Below are 24910 nucleotides of genomic sequence, written 5' to 3'. Positions count from 1 at the left end.
CTCCTCCGGAGGTGCCGGTGGGTGGTGTACGGCGCCGGTCGGGCGGGGCACCGCGGGCTGGGAGGATGGGGGCATGAGCGACTCCTCCCCCGCCCGTCCCGCCGCGCCCGTTCTCGACGTCTGGTGCGAGTTGCAGTGCCCGGACTGCCACACCGCCCTGGACGACCTCCGTGCCCTGCGCGCCCGCTACGGCGACCGTCTGGAGGTGCGGCTGCGGCACTTCCCGCTGGAGAAGCACAAGCACGCCTTCGCCGCCGCGCAGGCCGCCGAGGAGGCCGTCGCCCAGGGCATGGGCTGGCCGTACGCCGAAGCCGTGCTGGACCGGGTCGCGGAGCTGGACCGCAAGGGCGAACCCCTCCTGGTCGAGGTGGCCCGGGACCTGGGACTGGACGCGGAGGAGTTCGACACGGCGCTCGTCGACGGCCGGCACATCCTGATCGTCGACGCCGATCAGGCCGAGGGCAAGGCGATCGGCGTGACCGGCACCCCCACGTACGTGATCGGCGGCGAGCGCCTCGACGGCGGCAAGAGCCAGGAAGGGCTGCGCGAGCGCGTCGAGGAGATCGCCGACCGGCTGCTCGCCGAGCAGCGGGGCTGAGCACGGGAGCGGGCGGCCGGCTCCGGCCGCCCGCCCTCACAGCAGCGGCTTGCCGTAGCTGTACCGGGTGGCCGTGTAGCCGAGCGACTCGTAGAGCCGCTCGGCCGCGGTGTTCCCCGCGAAGACGTTGAGGCCGATCAGGGGGCGGCCGGCGGCGACCGCCTGGGCCTCGGCCAGCAGCATCAGGGTGCGGCCGTGTCCCCGGCCCCGGTGGGCCGCTTCAGCCTCGACGTCGAAGACGAAGGCCCGGTCCTCCCGCAGCGCCAGCCACAGGGTCCCGACCCGTTCGCCCTCGTGCTCCAACACGCTGAACAGCATGTTCTCGGTGTCCTGCCCCCCGGGCAGCAACAGTTCGTGGTCGCGGCGGGCCTTCGCACGCGCGTCGGCCTCGGGTACGCCCCGCTCCATCCAGGTCCGGGCGTACTGCTCCGCTTCGTAGGCGTGCCAGGCGGCGAAGTCCTCCGGCGTCATGGGCCGGACCCGGCTGCCCTCGGGCAGGCCGGGCGGAGTGCCGCCGAGCGGCTTGGTCATGGTGCGGTTCCGCAGGACGTAGCCGAGTGCCTCCGCGAGCCGCGTGCCCGCCACGGCGTCACCGGCGACGCTCGCCTCCATGAGCCGGCAGCCCCAGCCGCGTGCCACCTCCTCCGCGGCGAGGGCGGCCACCGTGCCCCGGCCGCGCCGGCGGTCCGGCCCGTCGACGCGCAGCTTGTGGATCACGGCCACCCCGTCGCCGAGGTCGCGTGACGTGCCGAGGTGCAGCACGCCGACGGGACGGCTGTTCACACACACCTGGTAGTGGCGTGAACGGGTCCCGTCGGCGGCGCGCTGGAGCGGCTCGGTCGGCCGCAGGGTCGTTGTCATCACGGCAGTTCTACCCACCGGGGACGGCTGCGGCAGCCGAATATCGGCGGCCCCGCGGATCCGGGTCTCGGATCCGCGTCACGGGTCCGGGTCTCGGATCCGGGTCACGGGTCCGGTCACGGATCCGGTCACGGATCCAGGTCGTCCCCGGACCGCTCCTCGAAGACGCGCATGGCCTTGGCCGTCACCGGCCCCGGAGCGCCCGGCAGTTCGCGGTCGTCGACGCGGTGCACGGCCTGTACGTCCCGCAGCGTGGAGGTCAGGAACACCTCGTCGGCGCGGTCCAGGACGTCCAGCGGGAGGTCGGTCTCGCGGGCCCCGGTCCACTCGACCGCCAGGGCGCGGGTGATCCCGGCGAGACAGCCGGAGGCGACCGGCGGGGTGTGGATCTCGCCGTCGAGGACGACGAAGACGTTCGACCCGGTGCCCTCGCAGAGCTGTCCCACCGTGTTGCCGAACAGCGCCTCGGTGGCGCCCCGTTCGCGGGCGCGGGCGAGGGCGACGACGTTCTCGGCGTACGAGGTGGTCTTGAGGCCGGTGAGCGCGCCGCGTTCGTTGCGGGTCCAGGGCACGGTGATCACGGCGGTGGAGTCGGGTCGGCGGCCGGTCTCGCCGAGGGCGACGACGAGGGTCGTGCCGTGCGCGCCGCGGTCCGAGCCGAGGGGGCCGTGGCCGCCGGTGTAGGTGATGCGCAGCCGGCCGAGGGCCATCGGGTTGGCCTCGACGACGGCGGCGCAGGCGCGGCGCACCTCGTCGAGGTCCGGGTCGGGCAGGCCGAGGCCGCGGGCCGAGCGGGTCAGCCGGTCCAGGTGCCGGGTCAGCGCGAACGGCCTGCCGTCCACCGCCTTCACCGTCTCGAAGATGCCGTCCCCCACGGTCAGCCCGTGGTCGAACACGGAGACGCGGGCGGTCTCGGTGTCCTGCAACCCGCCGTCGAGCCAGATCTTCACGTCGCCGGTGCCTCTCCACTCACGTTCGCCTCGTACACCCCCGACGCTACCGCGAGGAGGCGGGACGCCTTCAGTTCGGTCTCCCGCCATTCGCCCTCCGGGTCGGATCCCCAGGTGATGCCGGCGCCGGTACCGAAGCACAGCCGCCCCGCGGCCCGGCCGCCGGACCGGTCGATCCAGAAGGTGCGGATGCCGACGGCCAGCTCGCCGGTGCCCCGGTCGGCGTCGACCCAGCCGATGCCCCCGCAGTACGGTCCCCGGGGCGCGGTCTCCAGCGCGTCGATGATCCGCAGGGCGCTCGACTTGGGCGCGCCGGTGACGGAACCGGGCGGGAAGGCGGCGTCGAGGAGCTCGGGCCAGCCGGCGCCGGCGCGCAGCTCGCCGCGCACCGTGGACACCAGGTGGACGAGGCCGGGGTGCTTCTCCACGACGCACAGGTCGGGCACCGAGACCGTGCCCGTGGCGCAGACCCGTCCCAGGTCGTTGCGGACCAGGTCCACGATCATGACGTTCTCGGCGTAGTCCTTCTCCAGCAGGTCGGCCTCGGTCCGCCCGGTGCCCTTGATCGGTCCGGACTCGACGGTCCGGCCGTCCCGGCGCAGGAACAGCTCGGGCGACGCGGTGGCGATCTCGACGCCGTGTCCGGGCAGGCGGATCGTTCCGGCGTACGGCGCCGGGTTGCCGCGGGCCAGCAGGGCGGTGAGCGAGTCCACGTCGGCGCCGGGGCCGATCGGCGCCGTCAGCACCCGGCAGAGGTTGGCCTGGTAGACCTCGCCGGCGGCTATGTGCTCGCGGATGCGCCGTACGCCCGTGGTGTACGCGGCGTGGTCGAGGGAGGACGTCCAGTCGCCGACCGCGGGGCCCCGCCACGCGCCCGGGGTGGGCGCGGGCACCGGCTCGGTCCGTACGTCGGCGAAGCGAGCGCAGGTCAGACGGCCTTCGAAGTCCGCGCAGACGGCCCAGAACCCCTCGGAGCCGAGGGCGGCGGGGTCACTCGTGACGTCGCGGAGACCGGTGGCGATGCGGTCACCGAAGCGGGCGAGGGGAGGGTGGTCGAGCACGCTTCCGAGTCTAGGCGGGTGGCCCCGAGGTGACCCGAACGTGTCCTCCCGGGTGCCCTGACCAGGTCCGCGAGCGGGCGCACCGCAGCACGCTGCACAAACGCGTTTTTGTGCTGGCCCCGGAATCCGCTAGAGTTCATCACGTCGCCGGGCCGCGCAAGCGGACCGAACCGACAGGCGGACGTAGCTCAGTTGGTAGAGCGCAACCTTGCCAAGGTTGAGGTCGCGAGTTCGAACCTCGTCGTCCGCTCGCAGGAACAGGGGGCCTCCCGGGTCTCCTGCACTCCTGGTGGAGTGGCCGAGAGGCGAGGCAACGGCCTGCAAAGCCGTCTACACGGGTTCAAATCCCGTCTCCACCTCCAAGGACGATTAGCTCAGCGGGAGAGCGCTTCCCTGACACGGAAGAGGTCACTGGTTCAATCCCAGTATCGTCCACTGATCCGCAAGGATCATCGGTCCGCAAGGATCCCCGCGCGATTAGCTCAGCGGGAGAGCGCTTCCCTGACACGGAAGAGGTCACTGGTTCAATCCCAGTATCGCGCACGCAGTACTCTGCTTCACCGCAGCACTCCCAGGACGATTAGCTCAGCGGGAGAGCGCTTCCCTGACACGGAAGAGGTCACTGGTTCAATCCCAGTATCGTCCACATCCACCGAAGCCCCCGGCCGTCTCGCACGGCCGGGGGCTTCGTCGTGCTCCGTCAGCTGGAGAAGAGCATGCGGCCGAAGCTCTTCTGACGGTGGTGGCCGTAGTGGCCGTGACCGCCGCCGTGCGGCGCGCCCCACGCCGGAGCCTGGGCCGCCGGGTACGCCTGCGGCGCGGCGGGCGGGGCCGGCGGAGCGGGCTGGGACCACTGGGCCTCCAGGCGGGTCAGCGACTCCAGCTCGCCGTAGTCGAGGAAGATGCCGCGGCAGCCGCTGCACTGCTCGATCTGAACGCCGTTGCGGTTGTAGGTGTGCATCGGTGCGTGGCACTTGGGGCACTGCATGCTCGGCTCAACTCCTCGCCGGTCGGTCCTGCTTCACGTTTCGCCAGGACAGACTCTGTCCCGCCGCGGGTCGGTTGCACCCTACTGCGCGGAACTTCGGCTCAACCCCGTGGGGCGCCGGGCCTGACGGACGCCATCCGCGCGCAGGCGTCGACGAGGCAGCCCTCGACCTCGTCCAGCGGCCGGTCCGCCAGAACCGCCTTGGTGACGGCCCGGGCCGCGGTCTGCGCGGTGAGCGCGCGGGCCGGGACGTCCAGGACGGGCCAGGGGTCGCCGGCGGCGGGTACGGCGGGGCCGCCGGAGGCGCGGTAGGCGGTGAGGAAGCGGTGCCACTCCTCGGGCGGAAGTAGCCCGCAGGCGTACCAGGCCGCCGGGCGGGCCAGGTCCCAGGCCGGGACGCCGGTGCCGAGGTCGTCGACGTCGATCAGCAGCCACGGGCCGTCGGGGGCGGGGTGGCGTACGAGCTGGCCGAGGTGGAGGTCGCCGTGGCAGAGGGTGGTGGTGTCCGGTATGGCGGCCGCGCCGCGTGCCCAGGCGGGGAGCGCGGACCAGGCCGCCAGTACGGGCGCGGTGGCGGGGTGCTGGGGCGCGGCCTCCCGGAGGCGGGCCACGGCGAGGGCCGCCTTCGCGGGGCCGCGCATGGGAGGCACGGGGGTGGGCGCCGCGGTGCGGTGGAGGCGGGCGAGGAGGGTGGCCGCGGCCTCCCACGGTGCCGCGTCCGGATCCTCCGGGTCCACGGGCGCGCCGTACGGCCAGTACGTGACCGGCCGCCCGTGCAGGACGACGGGGGCCGGGGCGAGCGGGGGCAGGAGTACGCCGGGGAGGCGGGCCGCCGCGGTGACGCGGAGGGCCAGCTCCGCGGGGTCGGCGCCCGCGGCGTGGGCCTTGGCGACGGTGCCGGCGTGCCGGACGACGGTGGCGTCGGGGCGGTCGGCGAGGGTGGCCGCCCCGCAGGGACAGGCCGGGGTGCGGGCGTGGGCCGTTTCCCTGACGCGGGCCTCGAGGGCGGGGAGGAGAGGGTGGGCGTCCGTGGTCACGTGGGTGAGGGTACGCAGGGTTGTGGCGCGCCGGGACGGGTGCCGTTCCTGTTACGGGACGTCGGCGCCGTTCCTTCCCTGGGCCCGCACCCGCGGCACCCCGCGGCGCCTCGGGCCTGTACCGGCGCCGCCTCGGTCCGGCACCGTCGCCCTTCGCGAACCGCCGCCACCCGGGCCTGCGCGGGAGCCGTTGCGGCCCGGCACCGGTCTCACGTCGCCCGGCTCAGGCTTCGGATCGATCCGCCGTCCTGGCGGCTCGATCCGACGTCGCACCCGTCGACGTCCGTTCCGTCCCGTACGTGCTCGTTGTGGCCGTCGGATGGTCCGGAGGGAAAAGCAATGCCGGCGCAGCTCCCCAGCTGCGCCGGCATTTTGCCGTCCGCCGCACCCCCGTCCCCACGGGGTTTCATGGATGGATGTCCCCGCCCGGACCGCTCTTCCGGGCCTGGGGTCGCCGCTCAGCGCCCCAGCACCACACCCACGGACGACGCCTGTGTGGCCACTGTCTCCCACCCGTCGAAGACGAGGAGGAGCAGGACCGCCAGGGGGAGGGCCATGAGCGTCGCCACCGCGGGGTGGCGACGGCCCTGACGGCGGCTTTCCCGTGTGCGGACCAGCGTCCGCGGCACCGTCTGGGCCATGGTCCCTCTCCTGACCGATTCGTTGTCTCGTTGCAGCGGCGGGTGTCTGACCTCGGGGGACGAGTGCTGCACCCGCCGCTTGACCTCAAATCTATGCGTCGGGCGATCGTCCGACGTCATGCCCTCGTACCGATTGCCGGGCCTCCCGGAGGATGAGCCCCGACCTGCCGTGTACTCCCCTGGGTGGAGACCGGCTCCCGGGTCTCGGGGTCTTCCCGGACGGGGTGCCCACCGTGTCCGGTTATCTCCGGGCTGTCCGGTGACTTCGCTCACTCCGGCGGTCTCCCCACCTGCCTCCGTCCCCGGTCCGGGGCCCCCTCGGCCGCCCGCCGGAGCCCTGTCGCGCGGCGTCTCCCCGCCCTGCGCGGCCCTCCCCTCCCGGTCGCTCCCTTCCGGTCCAATCTCCCGGCGCCGACGGCCGGTTGGGATCACGGGCGGCGCACGGCCGGTCCGTCGACCCGTTCGCTGACCGTTCCTCAACTCTCGCGCCGGGCACTGACAATCCGTTGTCCCGAGAGGGCGCGGCCTCTGCGCGCGGGCGGCCGTGGAAACGTAAGCTGTGGCACGTCACAGGGACCGGGCAGCGGGGATGAACATGGCGATGATGCGCCTGAGGCGCGAGGACCCGCGCGTCGTCGGCTCGTTCAGGCTTCACAGGCGGCTCGGCGCGGGTGGGATGGGCGTGGTCTACCTGGGCTCCGACAAGAAGGGGCAGCGGGTCGCGCTGAAGGTCATCCGGCCGGACCTGGCGGAGGACCAGGAGTTCCGTTCGCGGTTCGCGCGTGAGGTGTCGGCGGCCCGGCGCATCCGGGGCGGCTGCACCGCCCGGCTGGTCGCCGCGGACCTGGAGGCGGACCGCCCCTGGTTCGCCACGCAGTACGTACCCGGCCCCTCCCTGCACGACAAGGTCGTCGACGGGGGCCCGCTCGGCGCGGCCGACGTCGCGGCCGTGGGCGCCGCGCTGTCCGAGGGCCTGGTCGCCGTGCACGAGGCCGGGGTGGTGCACCGGGACCTGAAGCCGTCCAACATCCTGCTGTCCCCGAAGGGGCCGCGGATCATCGACTTCGGCATCGCCTGGGCCACCGGTGCCTCCACCCTCACGCACGTGGGGACGGCGGTCGGCTCCCCCGGGTTTCTCGCGCCGGAGCAGGTGCGCGGGGCCGCGGTCACTCCGGCGACGGACGTGTTCTCGCTGGGCGCCACGCTGGCGTACGCGTCGATGGGCGACTCGCCCTTCGGGCACGGCAGTTCCGAGGTGATGCTGTACCGCGTGGTGCACGAGGAGGCCATGCTGCACGGCGTCCCGGACGCGCTCGCCCCGCTGGTGCGGGCCTGCCTGGCCAAGGACCCCGAGGAACGCCCCAGCACCCTGCAACTGTCACTGCGGCTCAAGGAGATCGCCGCCCGGGAGGCCCAGGGCATGGCCGACGTCCGGCCACCCGCGCCGCGCAGTGGTGAGGCGGACGTGGCCACGGGCCGGCTCGCCGACACCTATCCGGAGCGTGCCCAGCGGCGTCCGCAGGGCCGGGCGGGCGCCCCGGGCACTCCGGCACCGCGCGGCACGTCGGGATCGCGGGGTCCCGCGTCGCGGGGTTCCGGGTCCGTTCCGTCCCGGGGTTCCGGTTCCGTTCCGTCGCGTGGCGGAACCCCCGCGCGTGGCGGAACGCCGTCGCGGGGCGGCGGTGCGGGGGCGCGCTCCGGGTCCAGGCCCACGCCGTCCGCTCGCGACACGACCGGCCGGAAGCCCTCCCGCACCGACGGCGGCCGGCCCGCACCGCGCAGTGGAGCCGGCCGTACGGCGCCGAGGACGACGGGGACCGGCTGGCGGCGGCCCGCCAATCCGCGGCTGCTGCGCCAGCGTCTGTTCGTGTTCGTGGTGGTGACGCTACTCGTCGCGTTGGGCATCGCCGCCGCGCAGGGCTGCCAGGGTCCTTCGCGCGGGCTCGGCGACGACCGGGGCGGCGTGCGGGCGGCGGCGCAGCGGGACCGGGCGGTACAGCAGGAGCCGGTGGACCCGACCGGCGGCCTTCCGGGGCAGCGGGTGTCCCGGCGCTGAGCGCCGCAGGCGGTCACGCCGGGGGGCGTCCCGCCGTCACCGCGTAGAAGGCGACCGCGGCCGCCGCGCCCACGTTCAGGGAGTCGACGCCGTGGGACATCGGGATGCGCACCCACGTGTCGGACGCCGCCAGGGCCCGCCGGGTCAGGCCGCTGCCCTCGGCGCCCAGCATCAGGGCCACCCGGTCCATGCGGTGCGGGGCGACCGCGTCGAGGGGCTCGGCCCGCTCGTCGGGGGTGAGGGCGAGGAGCGTGAAGCCCGCCTCGCGGACCTCCGCCAGCCCGGCCGGCCAGACGTCGAGGCGGGCGTACGGCACGGAGAAGACCGCGCCCATCGAGACCTTGACGCTGCGCCGGTACAGGGGGTCGGCGCAGTCCGGGGAGAGCAGGACCGCGTCCATGCCGAGCGCGGCGGCGGAGCGGAAGATGGCCCCGATGTTGGTGTGGTCGTTGACGGACTCCATGACGACGACCCGGCGGGCGGCTGCCAGGAGACCGGCTGCGGTGGGCAGCGGCTTGCGCTGCATCGAGGCGAGCGCGCCGCGGTGCACGTGGTAGCCGGTGACCCGTTCGGCGAGCGCGGGGTCGACGACGTACACCGGGGCCGGAGCCTCGTCGATGATGTCGCGCATGGTGTCGACCCACTTGGCGGACAGCAGCATCGAGCGCATCGCGTAGCCGGCCTCGCCGGCCCGCCTGATGACCTTCTCGCCCTCGGCGATGAAGAGGCCCTCGGCGGGTTCGCGGCGCCGGCGCAGTTCGACGTCGGTCAGGCCCGTGTAGTCGTGCAGGCGCGGGTCGTCCGGGTCGTCGATGGTGATGAGGCCGGCCATGTCAGACCGTCCCGTGCGGGCCCACGGCGACGACGGCGCCGACGACGATGACGGCGGGCGGCCTGACCTCCTCGGCGAGGACCGTCTCGGCGACGGTGGCGAGGGTCGCGTCCACCCGGCGCTGGGCGGCCGTGGTGCCCTCCTGGACGAGGGCGACCGGGGTGTCGGGGGACTTGCCGTGCGCGACGAGGGTCTCGGCGATCCTGCCGATCTTGTCGACGCCCATGAGGATCACGAGCGTGCCGGTCAGCTTGGCGAGGGACGGCCAGTCGACCAGGGAGCGCGCGTCGTCGGGGGCGACGTGCCCGCTGACCACGGTGAACTCGTGGGCGACGCCCCGGTGGGTGACCGGGATGCCGGCCGCGCCGGGGACCGAGATGGTGCTGGAGATGCCGGGCACGACGGTGCAGGCGATGCCCGCCTCGGCCAGCGCCTGCGCCTCCTCCATGCCCCGCCCGAAGACGAACGGGTCGCCGCCCTTGAGCCGTACGACCGTCTTGCCCTGCTTGGCGTGTTCGATCAGCGCGTTGTTGATGGCCTCCTGGGCCATGTAGCGGCCGTACGGGATCTTGGCGGCGTCGATGACCTCGACGTGCGGCGGCAGTTCGGCGAGGAGGTCGCGGGGGCCGAGCCGGTCGGCGATGACGACGTCGGCCTCGGCGAGCAGGCGGCGGCCCCGGACGGTGATCAGGTCCGGGTCGCCGGGACCGCCGCCGACCAGCGCGACGCCGGGCGTGCGGGTGCGCCGGTGCGGGGCGACGAGGGTGCCGTCGCGCAGGCCCTCCACCACCGCGTCGCGGATGGCGGCGGTGTGCCGGGGGTCGCGGTGGCGGGCGTCGGTGGTGAGTACGGCGACGGTGACGCCCTCGCTGTGTCCGGTCGCCGGGGTCCAGGCCGTGGCCAGGTCCGCGTCGTCGGAGCGGACGCACCAGACGCGGTGCCGCTCGGCCTCGGCGGAGGCCGCGTTGTTGGCCCCGGTGTCGCTGGTGGCGATCAGGGCGTACCAGGCGTCCGCGAGGTCCCCTTCCGCGTAGGGGCGCCGCTCCCAGGTGATCTCCCCGGTGTCCGCCATGGCCTCGACGGACGGGGTCGCCTCCGGGGAGACGAGGCGGATGTCGGCACCGGCCGCGATCAGGGCGGGCAGGCGGCGCTGGGCGACCTGGCCGCCGCCGAGGACGACCACGCGACGGCCGGCGAGGCGGAGGCCTACGGGGTAGGCGGGGTGTTCGGCCATGAGGGGACGGCTCCTCTTGCGGCGGTGGCGCTGACGTGCGGATTTTACGGCGGGGTGGCTCGTGGGGCGCAGGTGGTCCGGTGGTTGGACCTCGTGGCCGGGTGCGGCTTGTGGGTCGTGGTGCCCACCCGTTCCGCCCCGGCGGAACGGGTGGGCACCACCACCGGTCCGCCGGTTCGGCACCCTGAGTCGCCCCGCCCGGCCTGCCGGCTGACCTCTACTTCTCGGTGACGCCCGCCGAGTCGAACGTCGCCACCTCGTGCATGGCCCGCGCGGTGCTCTGCACCATCGGGAGCGCGAGCAGCGCGCCGGTGCCCTCGCCGAGGCGGAGGTCGAGGTCGACCAGCGGTCGCAGGCCCAGCTTGTTGAGCGCGGCGACGTGGCCGGGCTCGGCGCTGCGGTGACCGGCGATGCAGGCCGCCAGGACCTCGGGGGCGATCGCGCGGGCCACCAGGGCGGCGGCGCCGGCGCTGACGCCGTCCAGGATCACCGGGGTGCGCAGGGACGCGCCGCCGAGCAGCAGGCCGACCATGGCCGCGTGCTCGAAGCCGCCGATCGCCGCGAGCACGCCGATCGGGTCGGCCGGGTCCGGCTGGTGGAGCTCAAGGGCGCGGCGCACGACCTCGGTCTTGCGGACCAGCGTCTCGTCGTTGATGCCGGTGCCGCGACCGGTGACCTCGGCCGGGTCGGCGCCGGTGAACACGGAGATGAGCGCGGCGGACGCGGTGGTGTTCGCGATGCCCATCTCGCCGGTCAGCAGCGCCTTGTTGCCGGCCGCCACCAGGTCGCGGGCGGTCTCGATGCCGACCTCGATGGCCTGCTTGGCCTCCTCGCGGGTCATCGCGGCGCCGGTGGTCATGTCGGACGTGCCCGCGCGCACCTTGCGCGGCAGCAGGCCCGGCGTGGCGGGCAGGTCGGTGGCGACACCGACGTCCACGACGCACACCTCGGCGCCGACCTGGGTGGCGAACGCGTTGCACACCGCTCCCCCGCCCAGGAAGTTGGCCACCATCTGGGCGGTGACCTCCTGCGGCCAGGGGGTGACGCCCTGGGCGTGCACGCCGTGGTCACCGGCGAAGACCGCGACGGCGGCGGGCTCCGGGATGGGCGGCGGGCACTGCCGGGACAGGCCGGACAGCTGGGCGGAGATGATCTCCAGCATGCCGAGCGCTCCGGCCGGCTTGGTCATCCGCTTCTGCCGCTCCCACGCCTCGCCCAGCGCCTTGGCGTCCAGCGGGCGGATCTGCGCGACGGTCTCGGCGAGCAGGTCGTGCGGCGCCTCGCCGGGCAGGGCCCGACGGCCGTACGTCTCCTCGTGGACCACCCAGGACAGCGGGCGGCGCTTGGACCAGCCGGCCTGCATCAGCTCGGGCTCGTCCGGGAACTCGTCGACGTAGCCGACGCACAGGTAGGCGACGACGTCCAGGTGCTCGGGCAGGCCGAGGGCGCGGACCATCTCGCGCTCGTCGAAGAAGCTGACCCAGCCGACGCCGAGGCCCTCGGCGCGGGCGGCGAGCCAGAGGTTCTCGACGGCGAGCGCGGAGGAGTACGGCGCCATCTGCGGCTGCGTGTGGCGGCCGAGGGTGTGCCGGCCGCCGCGGGTCGGGTCGGCGGTGACGACGATGTTGACCGGGGTGTCGAGGATGGCCTCGATCTTCAGTTCCTTGAACTGCTTGGCCCGGCCCTTGGGCAGCGACTTGGCGTACGCGTCGCGCTGACGCGTCGCCAGTTCGTGCATGGCGCGGCGGGTGTCGGCGGAGCGGATGACGACGAAGTCCCAGGGCTGGGAGTGACCGACGGAGGGCGCGGTGTGGGCGGCCTCCAGGACGCGGAGCAGTACCTCGTGCGGGATGGGGTCGCCGCGGAAGCCGTTGCGGATGTCGCGGCGCTCGCGCATGACCTTGAGCACGGCCGCGCGCTCGGCGTCGTCGTAGGCGGGGGCCGCCGGGCCGACGGGCCGCGGTGCTTCCGCGGCCTCGGCCGGGCTCGCTTCGTCGGGGGCCTCGTGCGGGGCCTCCTGCGGCACGAGGGCTTCCTGCGGCGCGGGGACTTCCTGCGCACCGGGCACGTCCTGGGGCGCGGGGTCCACGTGCGTCGCCTCGGGCGCTTGCGCCGTGTCCGCCGCTTCGGCCTCGTGGTCCTCCTGGCCGGCGCCGCGGGTGTCCAGGTCGTCGGCGCTCTGGAGGAGTCCGGGGTCGGACTCGCGCGGCGCCGGTACCGCGGCCGCGGGTTCCGCGGCGAACGGTTCCGCGGCGGGCTGCTCCGGTGCCGGGGCCTCCGGCGGGACGAGAACGGCTTCGGGCGGCGTGGGCGCGAGGTGCGGGGTCGTGGGTACCTGACCGCCGTCGACGGGCACGAACTGCCCCGCGGGCCCGCCGGGGTGCGCCTCCGGGACGGCGGGGCCGCGGGCCGGTGCGGGCAGCGGCTCCTGCGCGGTGGTGCCGGGGGCGCCGGTGGCGGCCGCCTCGGTCCCTACGGGCTCGTGCGCGGCCTCGGCCACGGGCACCTCCTGCGGCTGCGGCTGCTCGTCTTCCCGCTTCTCTCCCAGCTCCTGCTCCTGCTCCTGCTCCTGCGGTACTTCGGCGTTCACGAGGGACTGGGGACCCTGGGCGGGCTGTGGCGCGGGGGCCTCCGGAGCGGGCTGCGCCACCGGTTGCGGCTGGGCGGGCGCCTCCTGGACGGGCGCGGGCTGCGCGGGGGCCTCCTGGCTCTCCTGGACCGGGGACGGCCCGGGTGCGGGCACCCCGGGCGCCTCGACGGCCTCGGGTGCGTCCGGCGCCTGGGCGTCGGCGGCCTCGGGCCCGGGTGCCTCGGAGGGCGCGGCTTCCTGCGGTGCGGGTGCCGCCGTGGCGTCGGCCGCCTGGGGCTCCTCGGGGCCCTGCGCCTCCTCGGGGCCCTGCGGTGCTTCCGCCGGTGCCTCATCCGGTACCGACTGCTCGGGAGTCTCCTGGGTCTCCGGGGCGTCCGGAGTCTCCGCGGCCTCCGGGGCGGGCGCGCTCACGGGCTCCGCGGCGACCGGCTCGGGGGCCTGTACGGCGCCCTGCACGGGAACGGCGTCCTGCACAGGTTCGGCGTGTGGGGCGGGCGGCGGTACGGCGGGGTCCTCCTGCACGGCGTGCACGACCGGACCGCCCTGCTCGGCCTGTCCGTCCTGCGCAGCCGCCTCGGGCACGGCCGGCGCCGCCTCGGGCACGGTCTGCGCAGCCTCGGGCACGGTCTGCGCAGCCTCGGGCACGGTCTGCGCAGCCTCCGGCACGGCCTCCTCGCGCGGTTCGCCGGGCTCCCCGGCGTCCGTGCCCGCGGCCGCCCCGCCCGTCGCCGCCACGGCCTCCGTGGCCACGCGGGTCACCAGCGCCTGGGCCGCGCCCACCGGCTCGGCCGGCTGCTGCTCCGGTACCGGAACAACCGTTTCCGCATGCCCCGCCCCGGCGTTCACCGGGACCTCCTGGGCCTGCGGTGCCGTCTGCTGGGCCCCCCAGGGCGCCGCCGCCTGCGGGGTCGCCACGGCGGCCTGCGGGACGTCGAGGTACTCGGGCCCCGCGGTCGGCGGGCCGGGATGCCGTACCGGTGCGTCGGCGGGGCCGCGGTCGGCGAGGGAGCGGACCGGGCTGGCGGAGGCGTCCGGGATCGGCGGACCGAGGTGGAGGGGTCTGCGCGGCGGGGCCGGGGCGGAGGCGGCGTCCTGCGCCGGGTCGGGCAGGCGGACACCACTGAGGTCGACCGAGCCGCTGTCGCGACCGGCCATCTCGTGCGGGCCGGGCTGGTGGACGGTCTCGACGACCGGCTCCGGCGCCGGCGGAGCGACCTCGTTGCCCCAGGCACTCTGGGCTCCCGGCAGCAACAACAGGTCCTCGTCCTCGGTGGTGGCCTCGGAGAGGTAGGTGTACGCGCCGGGTGCGGGGACGCCCGGCTGCTCCACCATGCCTGCGTTCTCCGGCAGCCCCTCGCCCGGGATCTGGCCGGTGTCGGTCATGCGTAACCCCTCGCCCATTGGTTAGTGCTTCTACGACCAGCTCACCCGGGACGGCGCACCGACCGCCCCACAGTGAAGAACGAGCGTGCGTGCCCAGCGGCACGAACGACCCGCGGGAAAGACGACAAAGCCATTCAGTGGCATTGTCGCGGTCGTTCCCCCGCCACGACAGCTTGATCCGCGACGGCCCGCTGTGGACTGCGCCACGTTGCGCGTCCTCCGGTTCTGCCGTACCACACCCGCCCCCGAAGGTACGGGTTTTTACGGACATCGCCCGACGAACTGCCGGGTGTCCGCACGCGGTACAACAATCCGCCAGCCTACCCCGCGCGGTATGAACAACGGATCACGGGGCGTGGTCGCCCTTGGCCCTCAACGTGCCGCTTCGCGGCGCACGATCTCACCGCTGAGCAGGAACGCGACGCTCCGCTCCGTCTCCGTCCAGGCCCGGGTGTCGAGTCCGACGGACTGGAGCAGGGCGCACTCGACGCGGTAGCCGTGCTCCGTCAGGTCCCTGCCCACGAGTTCGGCCGCGTCGCGGGTCGCGGCGTGCGCGACGATGCGCTGCGGGCGGCGGTCGGCGACCGCGGAGACCACGGCCGCTCCCCCGCCGCCGACCCGGACGACGTCCGGTTCGGGGAGGTTCTCCAGGATGTGCGGGGCGTTGCCGTGCACGGTCTGGACCTGGACGCCGAAGTTCCGTGCGGTGGCCTCGGTACGGGCGCAGGCGTCCCGGTCCCGGTCGACCGCGATGACGGCGGCGCCGGCGCGGGCGGCCTCGGTGGTGAAGGCACCGCTGCCGCAGCCGATGTCCCACACGAGGTCGCCGAGGCGGGGTCCGAGCCGGGCCAGTTGGGCCGTACGGAGCAGGTCGGTCTCGCCCTCGCCCAGGTCGCCGCCGTACGCGGTGGCGGGCAGGGACCAGCCGCGCGGTCCGGTGGCGGGGTCGCGGCCGGCGATCCAGCCGGCGCCGTCACCCGCGGTGGCCGGGCCGGTGCTCCCGCCGGCCACGATGACGACGTTCGGGTCGCGCCAGGTGTGGTCGGCGGCCTTGTCGGAGGTGACGACGGTGACCCGTTCGCGGGTGGTGCCGAGTTCCTCGCAGATGACGAAGGTGCGGTGGACGCCCTCCATCAGCAGGCCGAGTTCGGCCGGTCCGGCGCCCGGCGAGGTGAGGACGGCGACCTTGGTGTGGGCGCGGCACACGTTCACCGCGCGCCGCAGGGTGCGGGGGTGGGCGACGACGACCTGGGCGTCGTCCCAGGGCATTCCGGCGCGGGCGAAGGCGGCGGCCACGGAGGAGACGGCGGGGACGACCTCGACCTCGAGGCCGAACTCGGGGGCCCGCAGGGTGCGTACGACGCCGAAGAAGCCGGGGTCGCCGTCTGCCAGGACGACCGTCGTACCGCGATGGGCGGCGAGGCGGCGGGCGGCGAGGGCGACGCTGCCGAGGCGGACGCGCTCCGCGGTGGGCGGTACCTCGGGAAGTGCCAGGTGGTGTGCGGCGCCGGCCACCAGCGTGGCGGCACCCAGTGCGGAGCGTGCCGCGGCGGTCAGCGGCGAACCGTCCCATCCGATCACCGTGACCCGGTCGGCCATCGTCGTCAGTCTCCAGGGTTTTCGCAGGTGGTGGTCGCGGAACCGTCGCAGGCGCGCCCCGAGAGGGTACCTGGTGCGACCCGGGTCCGGGGCGGTGGCGCCGGTCGCCCCCCGTGGATCAGTTCCAGTCCGTGAAGGTGGTGAAACCGTCAACGTCGGTCAGCTGTCCGGTGGCGCCCTCCAGGTCCTCCGGCAGCAGGCTCCACACGATGAAGTCGGTGCGTACGTCCGTCCAGACGCCGTCGTCGGCGCGTGCGCGCGCCATGCAGGCGCCGCGCAGGACGCCCTCGCTGATGCAGCCGATCTTCTGGGCGACCTGCTGGGAGGCGGTGTTGTCGGCCGCGGTGCGCAGCTCGATGCGTTCGAACTTCTGGTCGCCGAAGAGCCACTGGGCGGTGGCCAGCGCGGCCTCGGAGGCGTACCCCTCACCCCGGGCCCAGGGGGCGACTATGTAGGAGAGTTCGGTGGACCGCACGTGCCAGTTGGTCTTGGTCAGCCGGATGAGGCCGACCAGTCGCTGGGTGAGGAACTCGGTGACGGCGAGGTCGAGCCCCCGGCCCGCGGTGCGCTCGGCGGGGGCGTGGTCCCCGATCCAGGTGGCGGCGTCGGCCTCGGTGAAGGGCTGGGGGGCGTGGGTCCAGGCGGCGACCTGCTCGTCGTTCATCATCGCGGTCAGCGCGGGGACGTCGTCCTCGTCGAGGGGGCGCAGCACCAACCGCTCCGTGCTGATGGAGATGTTGGGGAAGGTGCTCGTCATGCGCCGCTCCGTAACCTGTGTCGCCGTCAGGGCCTGCTCGAACTGCCCAGCATGCAGCATGAAAGCACTCAACCACACCACCGGGTCCGCCCCGTAGGCACGGAGCGGACCCGGTGGGTGACGCGGGGTTCCGGCCCGGGAAGCGGGCCGGGAGCGGGGTCAGAACGAGGGCAGGACCGCGCCGTCGTACGTGTCCTCGATGAACTTCTTCACCTCGGGCGAGTTGAGGAGCTTCGCGAGCTTCTTGACGCGCGGGTCGTCCTCGTGGCCCTCCTTCACGGCGAGGAGGTTGCTGTTCGGGTTGCCCTTGGCGCTCTCCAGGACGAGGGCGTCCTCGGCGGGCTTCAGGTCGGCCTCGATCGCGTAGTTGCCGTTGACGACCGCGGCGTCCACGTCGTCGAGGGAGCGCGGGGTCTGGGCCGCCTCCAGCTCCTTGAACTCGAGGTTCTTCGGGTTCTTGGTGATGTCGGCGGGGGTCGCCGCGGTGCCGACGCCGTCCTTGAGAGTGATGATCCCGTTGGCGGCGAGCAGTTGCAGCGCGCGGCCCTCGTTGACGGTGTCGTTGGGGACGGCGACGGTCGCACCGCTCTTCAGGTCGTCGGCCTTCTTCACCTTGTGCGAGTAGAGGCCCAGGGGCTCCAGGTGCACGTCGACGACGGACACGACGTGGGTGCCGTTCTTCTTGTTGAAGTCGTCGAGGTAGGGCTGGGTCTGGAAGTAGTTGGCCCCCACGGAGCCGTCCTCCGTCGCCGTGTTCGGCGTGACGTAGTCGGTGAACTCCTTGACCTCGAGGTCGAGGCCCGCGTCCTTCGCCAGGTTGTCCTTGACGTAGGTGAGGATCTCGGCGTGCGGGGTGGGGCTCGCGGCGACGATCAGCGGTCCTGAGGTGTCGGAGGCGGAGTCCTTGTCGGAGCCGCAGGCACTGAGGCCGAGGGTGAGGGCTCCGGCGGCGAGGACGGCGGTGGTGATCTTGGCGGTGTTACGCACGAAAAGTGCCTTTCCTGAGGTGGTGCGGCCCCGTCCCGGTGGGGCGGGGAGTCTGGAGGGGGACGGTCAGGCGACCTTGCCCACGCCGGCCGCGGCGGGCTCCTTGGCCCGGAGCAGCCGGAGCCTGGGGGCCGCGCCGCCGCGTCCGCCGCGGCGGTGCAGGGTGCGGGCCGCGTAGTCGCCGGCGAACTGGATGAGCGAGATGGCGACGGCGAGGAGCGCGACGGTGATCCACATGAAGCCGGGTTCGAAGCGCTGGTAGCCGTAGCGGACGGCGAGGTCGCCGAGGCCGCCGCCGCCGACGGTGCCGGCCATGGCGGAGTAGCCGATGAGCGCGATGACCGTGGTGGTGGTGGAGGCGATCAGGGAGGGGAGCGCCTCGGGGACCAGGACCTTGCGGACGATGGTCCAGGTGTTGCCGCCCATGGACTGGACGGCCTCGACGAGCCCCCCGTCGACCTCGCGCACCGCGGTCTCGACGAGCCGCGCGAAGAACGGGATGCCGCCGATGGCGAGCGGCACGATCGCGGCCTCGCTGCCGATGGTGGTGCCGGTGACCCAGCGGGTGAAGCTCATCAGCGCGACCATGAGGATGATGAACGGCATCGAGCGGCCGATGTTCACGATCTGCCCGATGACCTTGTTGACCACGACGTTCTGCAGCAGGCCGCCGCGGTCGGTGAGGACGAGGAGCACGCCGAGCGGGAGGCCGACGACGACGGCGATCAGGGTGGACCAGCCGACCATGATCAGGGTCTCCCAGGAGGCCTGCTCCAGCAGCGGCTGCATCTGCGACCAGGTCACTTGGCACCTTCCTTCACCAGCGAGGCCGAGTCGGCCGAGTCGACGGACCCGTCCGGTGCATCCGCCGTCTCGTTCACCACGTCGATCTGAAGTCCCTGTTCGCGCAGGAAGCCGACGGGCACGACGTTGTCCTCGTAGCGGCCGGGCAGTTCGATGCGCATCCGGCCGACCTGGAGGCCGCCGACGGTGTCGATGGCGGCGCCGAGGATCGATATGTCGATGTTGTAGGTGCGCGAGAGCTGGGAGATGACGGGCTGCGTGGCGGCCTCGCCGTGGAAGGTGACGTCGAGGACGGTGCGGTCGTCCCCGCTGGCGTCGCCGCCGACCGGGAAGAGCGCGGCGGCCAGTTCGGAGCCCGGGGTGGCGAGGAGTTCGCCGACCGTGCCGGACTCGACGATGCGGCCCCGGTCCATGAGGGCGGCCGAGTCGCAGATGCTCTTGACGACGTCCATCTCGTGGGTGATGAGCAGGACGGTCAGCCCGAGCTGCCGGTTCAGGTCGCGCAGCAGCTGGAGGATGGAGCGGGTGGTCTCCGGGTCGAGGGCGCTGGTGGCCTCGTCGGAGAGCAGGACCTTGGGGTCGCCGGCCAGGGCGCGGGCGATGCCGACGCGCTGCTTCTGGCCGCCGGAGAGCTGGGCGGGGTAGGCCTTGGCCTTGTCGGCGAGTCCGACGAGGTCGAGCAGCTCCAGCGCCTTGCGGGAACGTTCCTTCCCGGACTTGCCGAGGATCTCCAGCGGCAGTTCGACGTTGTCCTGGACGGTCCGGGAGGAGAGCAGGTTGAAGTGCTGGAAGACCATGCCGACACGGCTGCGCGCCTGCCGCAGTTCCCGGCCGGCGCGGGGGCCGCGTCCGGCGAGCGCGGTGAGGTCCTGGCCGGCGACGGTGACCGTGCCGGCGGTGGGGCGCTCCAGGAGGTTGACGCAGCGGATGAGCGAGGACTTGCCGGCGCCGGACTGGCCGATGACGCCGTACACCTCGCCCTCGCGGACGTGCAGGTCGACGCCGTCCAGGGCGGTGACCTCACGGCCGCGTGAACGATAGACCTTGGTGAGGCCCGATGTGGTGATCACGTGGGTTTCCGTCACTGTCGAGTGCGCGGCGCGGTGGTGTGCGCCGGGCACGGGGCGTTGTTCTTCGGGTTCTGGGGCCCTTCGGAACGCGGCACGGTTCTCGCGGTGGCGGTGCGCCATGGCGGTGGGACCGGGGAGAAACGTGTGCGCGGGGCATGGCTCGGCCGCGTGCGCCAAGGGCGCGGGCGGACAGGCGCGGGCGCTCGCTTCGGGGCGCGAGGCTCAGGTGGTGCGGGGGCCCTCTAGAAGGCGCACATTCGAAGGCACATACAACGAGCACCGGGCGTCGTGGTCGCCTCGGTCGCAGGGATGCGGTCGCTCGTGGTGCTCATGCGGATCAGTAAAGCAGACCGGCTCCTGTGAGCGGACACCGCTGTCCGCATGGTGGACAGCGGTGGACGGTGACCGGTCGCGGGGGCGCGGTTCAGTCCCGCAGGGAGATCTCGATTCCCGCGTCGGTGACCAGTGCGGACAGGGCCGAGAGGTCCTCGACGACCAGGTCGGCGTCGAGTTCGCCGGCCGGGTGGGTTGTGGCCAACGCCACGGTCCGCATCCCGGCGGCGCGGCCGGACTGGAGTCCGGCGGGGGCGTCCTCGAAGACGACGCAGGCGGCCGGGTCGACGCCGAGAGCGCGGGCGCCGAGCAGGTAGGGCTCGGGGTCGGGCTTGCCGCGGGTGATGTCGTCGGCGGCGATCAGCGTCTTGGGGAGGATGCCGACGGCGTCGAGGCGGGCCTCGGCGAGGCGCCGGGTGGCGGAGGTGACGACGGACCAGCGGTCGGCCGGGAGCGCGTCGAGGAGCTCGCGGGTACCGGGCAGCAGATGCACGCCCCCGCCCGGCACGTCCTCGACCTCCAGCTGTTCGATCCGGGCGACGGCCTCGGCGACCCTCGCGGTCGGCAGCAGGTCGGCGGCTATCTCGGCGGCCGGACGCCCGTGCAGTTCCACCCGCCCGAACTGCTCGGCGGTGATCCCGTACTCGACGGCCCAGCGCGTCCAGCAGCGGCGCACGGAGTCCAGGGAGGAGACGAGGGTGCCGTCGTTGTCGAACAGGAGGGCTTGTGCGTGGAGCTTCATGCCCCCGACCCTACGGGGCCGGGGACCGCGGCCCTTTTCGGCCGTAATAGGCTCGCTGCCATGCTTGACGTCCTGACGCTGGTGACCGGCGTCGCCGCCCTGCTGCTCGCCGCCTGGTGCGGCTGGGCCGCCTACCGTGACCAGCCGACGAAGGACTGGCACTTCATCGGCATGGCCGTGGTCTCGGCACTGGCGCTGATCCAGCTGGTGGTCGGGATCGTGCAGCTGGCGCGGGGCGAGGATCCGGAGCAGGGCACGACGATCTTCGTGGCGTATCTGCTGGGCGCCTTCGCCTGTGTACCGGCGGCGGGCTTCATGTCGCTGGCCGAGCGCACCCGCTGGGGTTCGGTGACGGTCGCCGCCGGCGGTGTCGTCCTCGCCGTGCTGGAAGTGCGGCTGTATGACATCTGGGGAGGCTGACGTGGTGGCCACGGAGGAGAAGCAGACCGGGCAGCGGCTGATCAGCGGGCCCGGCATCCTGCTGGTGTGGCTGTACGGCGTGATGGTCGTCGGCGCGGTGTCGCGGTCCGTGTACCAGATCGCGACCGAGCTGGACCGGGCGCCACTCGCCTACTCGCTGTCGGCCGTCGCGGGCGTCGTCTACGGATTCATCACGTACACCCTGGTGCGCGGCGGCGAGCGGGCCCGCAGGGCGGCGCTGGTGTGCTGCGCCGCCGAGCTGGTGGGTGTCCTGACGGTCGGCACCTGGACGCTGGTGGATCCGTCGGCCTTCCCCGACGCGACCGTGTGGTCGGACTACGGGATGGGGTACCTCTTCATTCCGGTGCTGCTGCCGCTGTCGGCCCTGTACTGGCTGCGCCGGGCCCGCACCGCGTAGCGGCGGCCGGGCCCGGGCGCCGGCTCAGGCCGTGGTCGCGTACGTCTCCGCCGGCTTCTCCAGGACGATCATGGGCACGCCGTCCGTGCCCTCGGCGGTCCCCACCGTCTCGTAGCCGACCCGGCGGTACAGCCGCAGGTTGCTCTCGCTGCGGTGCCCGGTGTGCAGCCGGAAGCGCTTGGCGCCGCGCTCCCCGCCCAGGGCGGACTCGGCGGCCCGCAGCAGCCGGGCCCCGATGCCGTGCCCCTGGAGGCGGGGATGGACGCAGAGCTTGCCGATGGACGCCGCGCCGTCCTCGGTCACCCGCCCCCGTACCGAACCGACGACCTCGTCGCCGAGCCGCGCCACGAACACGCAGTCGGAGACGACCTCCTCGCGCACGGAGTCCAGGGTCTGGACGAGCGGGTCGATGCGGTAGTTGCCGTACAGCGCCGCCTCGCTCTGGAAGCAGAGGTACTGCAGCCGGAAGATCTGCTCGGCATCCTGTTCGGTCGCCGCCGAGATGGTCACGCTCATGCCCATGTGCGCATGCCTCCCGCTCACCTGATCACCTGTGGTCCCCCACTCCTATCCCCGTCCTCAGCCCGCCGCAACCTCCGGCGTCAGCAATCGACGCAGACATCCCAGACATCGGGAGCGTTCCGGGCCAAGACTGCCCTGTGAGATACCCAACTCCCCCGCGATTTCCCGGTATGTGAGGTCCCTGGGCGACAACAGGGCCTCCAGCAACCGGGGGCAGCGGCCCGGCAGCCGCCGCACGGCCTCACGCAGGGCGCGGTGCCGTGCCGCGGTCAGCGCGAGCCGTTCCGGCTCGTACGCGGACTCGGCGACGCCGTCGGGTTCCGTCCCGTACGGCCGCTCGTTGCGGACCCTGCGGCGGGTGCGGCGGGCCTCGGTGCGCACGGCGCCGCGCAGCCAGCGCTGCGGGTCGGAGGGCGGACCCTCGGCCTCCAGGCGTTCCAGCAGGCGCAGCCAGACCGCCTGTTCCAGGTCGCCGGGTTCGGCTCCGGAGGCATATGCCTCGGCCGAGGCTTCGGCGGTGAGGAGGGGGCGCAGGGAGGTGACCAGGTCGTGCGTCATATGCACGTCGACGCGGCCGCCCGGGCGGCGGGTTGCCCGGGCGGCCGAAGCTCACTCCAACCGGGGTTGTGCGCTCAGCTGTTGACGAAGTCCTCGCGGGCCAGCAGGCCCGTGTCGGGGTTGTCCGTGAAGACGCCGTCGATACCGGTGGCGAAGTAGGTGCGGAACGCGCCGAAGACGTCACCGTAGGCGTCGGGGTCGTCGCCCTTGCGGAACTCCGCGGGCAGGAAGGGGTTCTCGTTGCGCATCGTGTACGGGTGCAGGATCAGACCGGCACGGTGCGCGTCGCGGACGAGCGTCGTCGGCTCGGTGAGGCGGCCCGCGGAGTCCTTGGGGATGATCAGGTCGAGGGTGGGACCGATGCCCTGCGCGTAGGAGGCGATCTCCTTCAGTCCTTCCGGCGTGACGAGGTCGGCGGTGGTGCGCGGGTCCCCGGTCTCGACGAAGTCCCAGGGGCGGCTGTTCGCGCCGGACAGCAGGACGGCCAGGGGGTTGTCGACCAGCTTGTTCATCCGCTGGATGCTGGTGGGTTCGAAGGACTGGATGATGACGGGCGAGTTCTTGCGGTGCTTGCCGTACTTGCGCAGCAGCCGTGCCAGGCGCTCCTCCGTGCCCAGGCCCAGCTTGCGGAAGTAGGTGGGGTGCTTGAGTTCGGGGTAGATCCACACCTGCTTGCCGCGCCGGCGGGTCTGCTCGTTCTGCCAGCGGAGCACCTCCTCGAAGGTGGGGATCTCCCAGCGGCCGTCGTAGAGGGTGTTGTGCGGCCGGTTGGCCGGGATGCGCTCGGTGGCGCGGAGCGTCTTGAGCTCGGCGAGCGTGAAGTCCTCGGTGAACCAGCCGGTGACCGAGACGCCGTCGAGCGACTTGGTGCGCCTGCGGTCGGCGAACTCGGGGTGGTCGGCGACGTCGGTGGTGCCGCCGATCTCCGGCTCGTGCCGGCAGACGAGGTGACCGTCCTTCGTGGGGACCAGGTCACCGGCCTCCACGATGTCGGCGCCCAGGTCCAGGGCCAGTTCGTAGGAGCCGAAGGTGTGCTCGGGGCGGTAGCCGCTGGCGCCGCGGTGGCCGATGACGGTGGGGACGGGCAGGCTCTTCACCCCGCCGCCGTGTCCGCCGCCGCGCCGGGCGTCGGTGGCTCTCGCCGTGCCGGGCAGGCCCAGGACGGCCCCGCCCGCGCCGAGCACCGCCGCGCCGAGGAGCGCCCGCCGTCCGGTGCCGCCGCCCGCCCGCTCGTCCGAGTCCTGCGTTCCCATGGGGCCCTCCTGCCGTTGACCGTCCCGTGCGGGCCGATCGTAGGGGCGCGTACATGACGAGCGGGAGACCGCGACCGGAACACGCGGGTGCGCGGGGGTGTCGTGTCGCGGGCGCTCGGGATGCCGTACGGGCGGGACGGCGGGCTTGGCGGCGGCCCGGCGGGGTAGGCGCGAGGTACGGGTCCGGTGGTGCCGCCCGGACGGCGCGCCTCCCGCGGCCGGCGTGGCGCATGTGCTTCGATCCGGGCCGTGTCCGCACGGGGAACCACGCACACGGAACCGCGCACGTGGAACCGTCGCCGTGTTCCTGCCGGGCGCGACCTGCCTCACATCCAGGGAGGGCGCGGCCGCCGTACGGCACCCCGGCACCGCAGGTGAACGCGCGTCAACGCCGCGGAGGACCCGGGCGACCCGAGGTGCGGGACCCCCCGGACCGCGAGTAATGTCCTCACCTGCACAGACTCATACCGCACCCCGACACCGGAGGACCCGTTGTCCCGCTTCGTGTTCATCAAGGCAGTGCTCGGTCCGATCATGCGCCTGATGTTCCGCACACGAGTGGAGGGTGTGGAGAACATCCCGGGCGACGGTCCGGTGATCCTGGCCGGCAACCACCTCACCTTCATCGACTCGGTGATCATGCCGCTGACCTGCGACCGGCAGGTCTTCTTCATCGGCAAGGACGAGTACGTCACGGGCAAGGGCCTCAAGGGCCGGCTGATGGCCTGGTTCTTCACCGGGGTCGGCATGGTCCCGGTCGACCGGGACGGCGGCCGGGGCGGGGTGGCGGCGCTGATGACCGGCCGCCGCATCCTGGAGGAGGGTCACGTCTTCGGCATCTACCCGGAGGGCACCCGCTCCCCCGACGGCCGCCTGTACCGCGGCCGCACCGGCATCGCCCGGCTCACCCTGATGACGGGCGCCCCGGTCGTCCCGTTCGCCGTCATCGGCACCGACAAGCTCCAGCCGGGCGGCGCGGGCCTGCCGCGTCCGGGCAGGGTCACGGTCCGCTTCGGCGAGGCGATGGAGTTCTCCCGCTACGAGGGCATGGACCGCGACCGCTACGTCCTGCGGGCGGTGACCGACTCCGTGATGACCGAGGTCATGCGGCTGTCGGGCCAGGAGTACGTCGACATGTACGCGAGCAAGGCCAAGGCGGCGTAGGTCCGCACACGGTACGGGGACGGCGGGCCGCTCGGTGAGCGGCCCGCCGTTT

Annotated in this window: 23 protein-coding genes and 5 tRNA genes; 10 read left to right on the top strand and 18 right to left on the bottom strand. The window is 73.5% G+C overall.

Translation table 11 applies throughout. The features are described from left to right. Positions 1–73: 73 nt before the first annotated feature. Positions 74–598 carry a DsbA family protein gene (locus tag OHA99_RS30455; protein ID WP_153180710.1) on the top strand — a complete coding sequence of 175 codons (525 nt, stop codon included), beginning with the start codon at positions 74–76 and terminating at the stop codon, positions 596–598. 36 nt (positions 599–634) lie between these two features. On the opposite strand, the gene OHA99_RS30450 is transcribed toward OHA99_RS30455, so the two are convergent. From OHA99_RS30450 to OHA99_RS30440, 3 genes are all read right to left on the bottom strand, one after another. Then, positions 635–1459 (bottom strand): GNAT family N-acetyltransferase, encoded by an 825-nt coding sequence (locus OHA99_RS30450; protein ID WP_194280158.1) that lies wholly within the window; start codon positions 1457–1459, stop codon positions 635–637. A gap of 128 nt (positions 1460–1587) precedes the next feature. Then, positions 1588–2409, bottom strand: a complete 822-nt coding sequence (locus OHA99_RS30445; RefSeq protein ID WP_153180708.1) for an aminotransferase class IV — start codon at positions 2407–2409, stop codon at positions 1588–1590. Further along, positions 2406–3470 (bottom strand): chorismate-binding protein, encoded by a 1065-nt coding sequence (locus OHA99_RS30440; protein ID WP_405698409.1) that lies wholly within the window; start codon positions 3468–3470, stop codon positions 2406–2408. Before OHA99_RS30440 ends, OHA99_RS30445 begins: the two co-directional genes overlap by 4 nt. Before the next feature lie 177 nt (positions 3471–3647). Between OHA99_RS30440 and OHA99_RS30435 the strand changes: the two genes are divergently transcribed. The 5 genes from OHA99_RS30435 (at position 3648) to OHA99_RS30415 (ending at position 4116) form a co-directional block, all read left to right on the top strand. Further along, positions 3648–3720 (top strand) — tRNA-Gly (locus tag OHA99_RS30435). Positions 3721–3758: 38 nt separating this feature from the next. Beyond that, a tRNA-Cys gene (locus OHA99_RS30430) sits at positions 3759–3832 on the top strand. Position 3833: 1 nt separating this feature from the next. Continuing rightward, positions 3834–3905 (top strand) — tRNA-Val (locus OHA99_RS30425). A 36-nt stretch (positions 3906–3941) separates the two neighbouring features. Then, positions 3942–4013 (top strand) — tRNA-Val (locus OHA99_RS30420). A gap of 31 nt (positions 4014–4044) precedes the next feature. After that, positions 4045–4116 (top strand) — tRNA-Val (locus OHA99_RS30415). A gap of 54 nt (positions 4117–4170) precedes the next feature. On the opposite strand, the gene OHA99_RS30410 is transcribed toward OHA99_RS30415, so the two are convergent. The 3 genes from OHA99_RS30410 to OHA99_RS30400 all read right to left on the bottom strand — a co-directional run bounded on the left by OHA99_RS30410 (position 4171) and on the right by OHA99_RS30400 (position 6136). Next, positions 4171–4458, bottom strand: coding sequence for a zf-TFIIB domain-containing protein (locus OHA99_RS30410; protein WP_109033875.1), 288 nt, complete (start codon positions 4456–4458; stop codon positions 4171–4173). A gap of 101 nt (positions 4459–4559) precedes the next feature. Then, complete coding sequence (locus OHA99_RS30405; RefSeq protein ID WP_405698408.1) at positions 4560–5495, bottom strand: phosphotransferase; 936 nt, start codon at positions 5493–5495, stop codon at positions 4560–4562. 458 nt (positions 5496–5953) lie between these two features. After that, positions 5954–6136 (bottom strand): hypothetical protein, encoded by a 183-nt coding sequence (locus tag OHA99_RS30400; RefSeq protein WP_007443462.1) that lies wholly within the window; start codon positions 6134–6136, stop codon positions 5954–5956. Positions 6137–6725: 589 nt separating this feature from the next. On the opposite strand from OHA99_RS30400, the gene OHA99_RS30395 reads away from it, so the two are divergent. Then, positions 6726–8192, top strand: coding sequence for a serine/threonine-protein kinase (locus OHA99_RS30395; RefSeq protein WP_194280333.1), 1467 nt, complete (start codon positions 6726–6728; stop codon positions 8190–8192). A gap of 13 nt (positions 8193–8205) precedes the next feature. Here the strand turns inward: OHA99_RS30395 and OHA99_RS30390 are convergent, their stop codons facing one another. The 9 genes from OHA99_RS30390 to OHA99_RS30350 all read right to left on the bottom strand — a co-directional run bounded on the left by OHA99_RS30390 (position 8206) and on the right by OHA99_RS30350 (position 20523). Next, the gene (locus OHA99_RS30390) at positions 8206–9024 is read right to left on the bottom strand and encodes an RNA methyltransferase (RefSeq protein ID WP_153180704.1); all 819 of its coding nucleotides are present in this window, start codon (positions 9022–9024) and stop codon (positions 8206–8208) included. A 1-nt stretch (position 9025) separates the two neighbouring features. Then, entirely contained in the window at positions 9026–10258 is a 1233-nt protein-coding gene (gene cobA, locus OHA99_RS30385; RefSeq protein ID WP_153180703.1) for a uroporphyrinogen-III C-methyltransferase, read from the bottom strand. Between the two features lie 217 nt (positions 10259–10475). Further along, on the bottom strand, positions 10476–14231 hold the full coding sequence (gene cobT / locus OHA99_RS30380) for a nicotinate-nucleotide--dimethylbenzimidazole phosphoribosyltransferase (protein ID WP_405698407.1): 3756 nt from the start codon (positions 14229–14231) through the stop codon (positions 10476–10478). A 372-nt stretch (positions 14232–14603) separates the two neighbouring features. Continuing rightward, positions 14604–15830 carry a precorrin-6y C5,15-methyltransferase (decarboxylating) subunit CbiE gene (gene cbiE, locus OHA99_RS30375; RefSeq protein ID WP_366473199.1) on the bottom strand — a complete coding sequence of 409 codons (1227 nt, stop codon included), beginning with the start codon at positions 15828–15830 and terminating at the stop codon, positions 14604–14606. 118 nt (positions 15831–15948) lie between these two features. After that, complete coding sequence (locus OHA99_RS30370) at positions 15949–16587, bottom strand: GNAT family N-acetyltransferase (protein ID WP_165686514.1); 639 nt, start codon at positions 16585–16587, stop codon at positions 15949–15951. Positions 16588–16746: 159 nt separating this feature from the next. Further along, entirely contained in the window at positions 16747–17574 is an 828-nt protein-coding gene (locus OHA99_RS30365) for a MetQ/NlpA family ABC transporter substrate-binding protein (RefSeq protein ID WP_164385406.1), read from the bottom strand. A gap of 66 nt (positions 17575–17640) precedes the next feature. After that, positions 17641–18378, bottom strand: a complete 738-nt coding sequence (locus OHA99_RS30360; RefSeq protein ID WP_405698406.1) for a methionine ABC transporter permease — start codon at positions 18376–18378, stop codon at positions 17641–17643. Continuing rightward, positions 18375–19448, bottom strand: a complete 1074-nt coding sequence (locus OHA99_RS30355; protein WP_405698405.1) for a methionine ABC transporter ATP-binding protein — start codon at positions 19446–19448, stop codon at positions 18375–18377. The genes OHA99_RS30360 and OHA99_RS30355 overlap by 4 nt, the downstream gene beginning before the upstream one ends. A 424-nt stretch (positions 19449–19872) precedes the next feature. Further along, positions 19873–20523: an HAD family hydrolase gene (locus OHA99_RS30350; protein ID WP_153180697.1), complete on the bottom strand. Its 651-nt coding sequence runs from the start codon at positions 20521–20523 to the stop codon at positions 19873–19875. 60 nt (positions 20524–20583) lie between these two features. On the opposite strand from OHA99_RS30350, the gene OHA99_RS30345 reads away from it, so the two are divergent. Both OHA99_RS30345 and OHA99_RS30340 read left to right on the top strand, forming a co-directional pair. Next, positions 20584–20943 carry a hypothetical protein gene (locus OHA99_RS30345; protein WP_007390225.1) on the top strand — a complete coding sequence of 120 codons (360 nt, stop codon included), beginning with the start codon at positions 20584–20586 and terminating at the stop codon, positions 20941–20943. A 1-nt stretch (position 20944) separates the two neighbouring features. Beyond that, positions 20945–21361 (top strand): hypothetical protein, encoded by a 417-nt coding sequence (locus OHA99_RS30340; RefSeq protein WP_153180696.1) that lies wholly within the window; start codon positions 20945–20947, stop codon positions 21359–21361. A 24-nt stretch (positions 21362–21385) separates the two neighbouring features. Here OHA99_RS30340 and OHA99_RS30335 read toward each other — a convergent pair whose 3' ends face one another. The 3 genes from OHA99_RS30335 to OHA99_RS30325 form a co-directional block, all read right to left on the bottom strand. Beyond that, positions 21386–21883 (bottom strand): GNAT family N-acetyltransferase, encoded by a 498-nt coding sequence (locus OHA99_RS30335; RefSeq protein ID WP_054103156.1) that lies wholly within the window; start codon positions 21881–21883, stop codon positions 21386–21388. Positions 21884–21940: 57 nt separating this feature from the next. After that, positions 21941–22441 carry a sigma-70 family RNA polymerase sigma factor gene (locus tag OHA99_RS30330; protein ID WP_153180695.1) on the bottom strand — a complete coding sequence of 167 codons (501 nt, stop codon included), beginning with the start codon at positions 22439–22441 and terminating at the stop codon, positions 21941–21943. 74 nt (positions 22442–22515) lie between these two features. Further along, a complete protein-coding gene (locus tag OHA99_RS30325; RefSeq protein WP_153180694.1) occupies positions 22516–23694 on the bottom strand; it encodes a glycerophosphodiester phosphodiesterase in 1179 nt (392 codons plus the stop codon). Between the two features lie 534 nt (positions 23695–24228). On the opposite strand from OHA99_RS30325, the gene OHA99_RS30320 reads away from it, so the two are divergent. Further along, on the top strand, positions 24229–24858 hold the full coding sequence (locus OHA99_RS30320; protein WP_161337092.1) for a 1-acyl-sn-glycerol-3-phosphate acyltransferase: 630 nt from the start codon (positions 24229–24231) through the stop codon (positions 24856–24858). Positions 24859–24910 lie beyond the last annotated feature (52 nt).

The organism is Streptomyces coelicoflavus (assembly GCF_045041415.1).
GTDB lineage: Bacteria > Actinomycetota > Actinomycetes > Streptomycetales > Streptomycetaceae > Streptomyces > Streptomyces coelicoflavus.
Note: the sequence above shows the minus strand (reverse complement) of the source record. Positions and strands in the feature narration are given on the sequence as shown.

Coding starts and splice junctions, on each gene's coding strand:
- OHA99_RS30455 (WP_153180710.1), top strand. CDS start 74: ATGAGCGACTCCTCCCCCGCCCGTCCCGCCGCGCCCGTTCTCGACGTC.
- OHA99_RS30450 (WP_194280158.1), bottom strand. CDS start 1,459: ATGACAACGACCCTGCGGCCGACCGAGCCGCTCCAGCGCGCCGCCGAC.
- OHA99_RS30410 (WP_109033875.1), bottom strand. CDS start 4,458: ATGCAGTGCCCCAAGTGCCACGCACCGATGCACACCTACAACCGCAAC.
- OHA99_RS30400 (WP_007443462.1), bottom strand. CDS start 6,136: ATGGCCCAGACGGTGCCGCGGACGCTGGTCCGCACACGGGAAAGCCGC.
- OHA99_RS30395 (WP_194280333.1), top strand. CDS start 6,726: ATGAACATGGCGATGATGCGCCTGAGGCGCGAGGACCCGCGCGTCGTC.
- OHA99_RS30390 (WP_153180704.1), bottom strand. CDS start 9,024: ATGGCCGGCCTCATCACCATCGACGACCCGGACGACCCGCGCCTGCAC.
- cobA (WP_153180703.1), bottom strand. CDS start 10,258: ATGGCCGAACACCCCGCCTACCCCGTAGGCCTCCGCCTCGCCGGCCGT.
- cobT (WP_405698407.1), bottom strand. CDS start 14,231: ATGACCGACACCGGCCAGATCCCGGGCGAGGGGCTGCCGGAGAACGCA.
- cbiE (WP_366473199.1), bottom strand. CDS start 15,830: ATGGCCGACCGGGTCACGGTGATCGGATGGGACGGTTCGCCGCTGACC.
- OHA99_RS30370 (WP_165686514.1), bottom strand. CDS start 16,587: ATGACGAGCACCTTCCCCAACATCTCCATCAGCACGGAGCGGTTGGTG.
- OHA99_RS30350 (WP_153180697.1), bottom strand. CDS start 20,523: ATGAAGCTCCACGCACAAGCCCTCCTGTTCGACAACGACGGCACCCTC.
- OHA99_RS30345 (WP_007390225.1), top strand. CDS start 20,584: ATGCTTGACGTCCTGACGCTGGTGACCGGCGTCGCCGCCCTGCTGCTC.
- OHA99_RS30335 (WP_054103156.1), bottom strand. CDS start 21,883: ATGGGCATGAGCGTGACCATCTCGGCGGCGACCGAACAGGATGCCGAG.
- OHA99_RS30330 (WP_153180695.1), bottom strand. CDS start 22,441: ATGACGCACGACCTGGTCACCTCCCTGCGCCCCCTCCTCACCGCCGAA.
- OHA99_RS30325 (WP_153180694.1), bottom strand. CDS start 23,694: ATGGGAACGCAGGACTCGGACGAGCGGGCGGGCGGCGGCACCGGACGG.
- OHA99_RS30320 (WP_161337092.1), top strand. CDS start 24,229: ATGCGCCTGATGTTCCGCACACGAGTGGAGGGTGTGGAGAACATCCCG.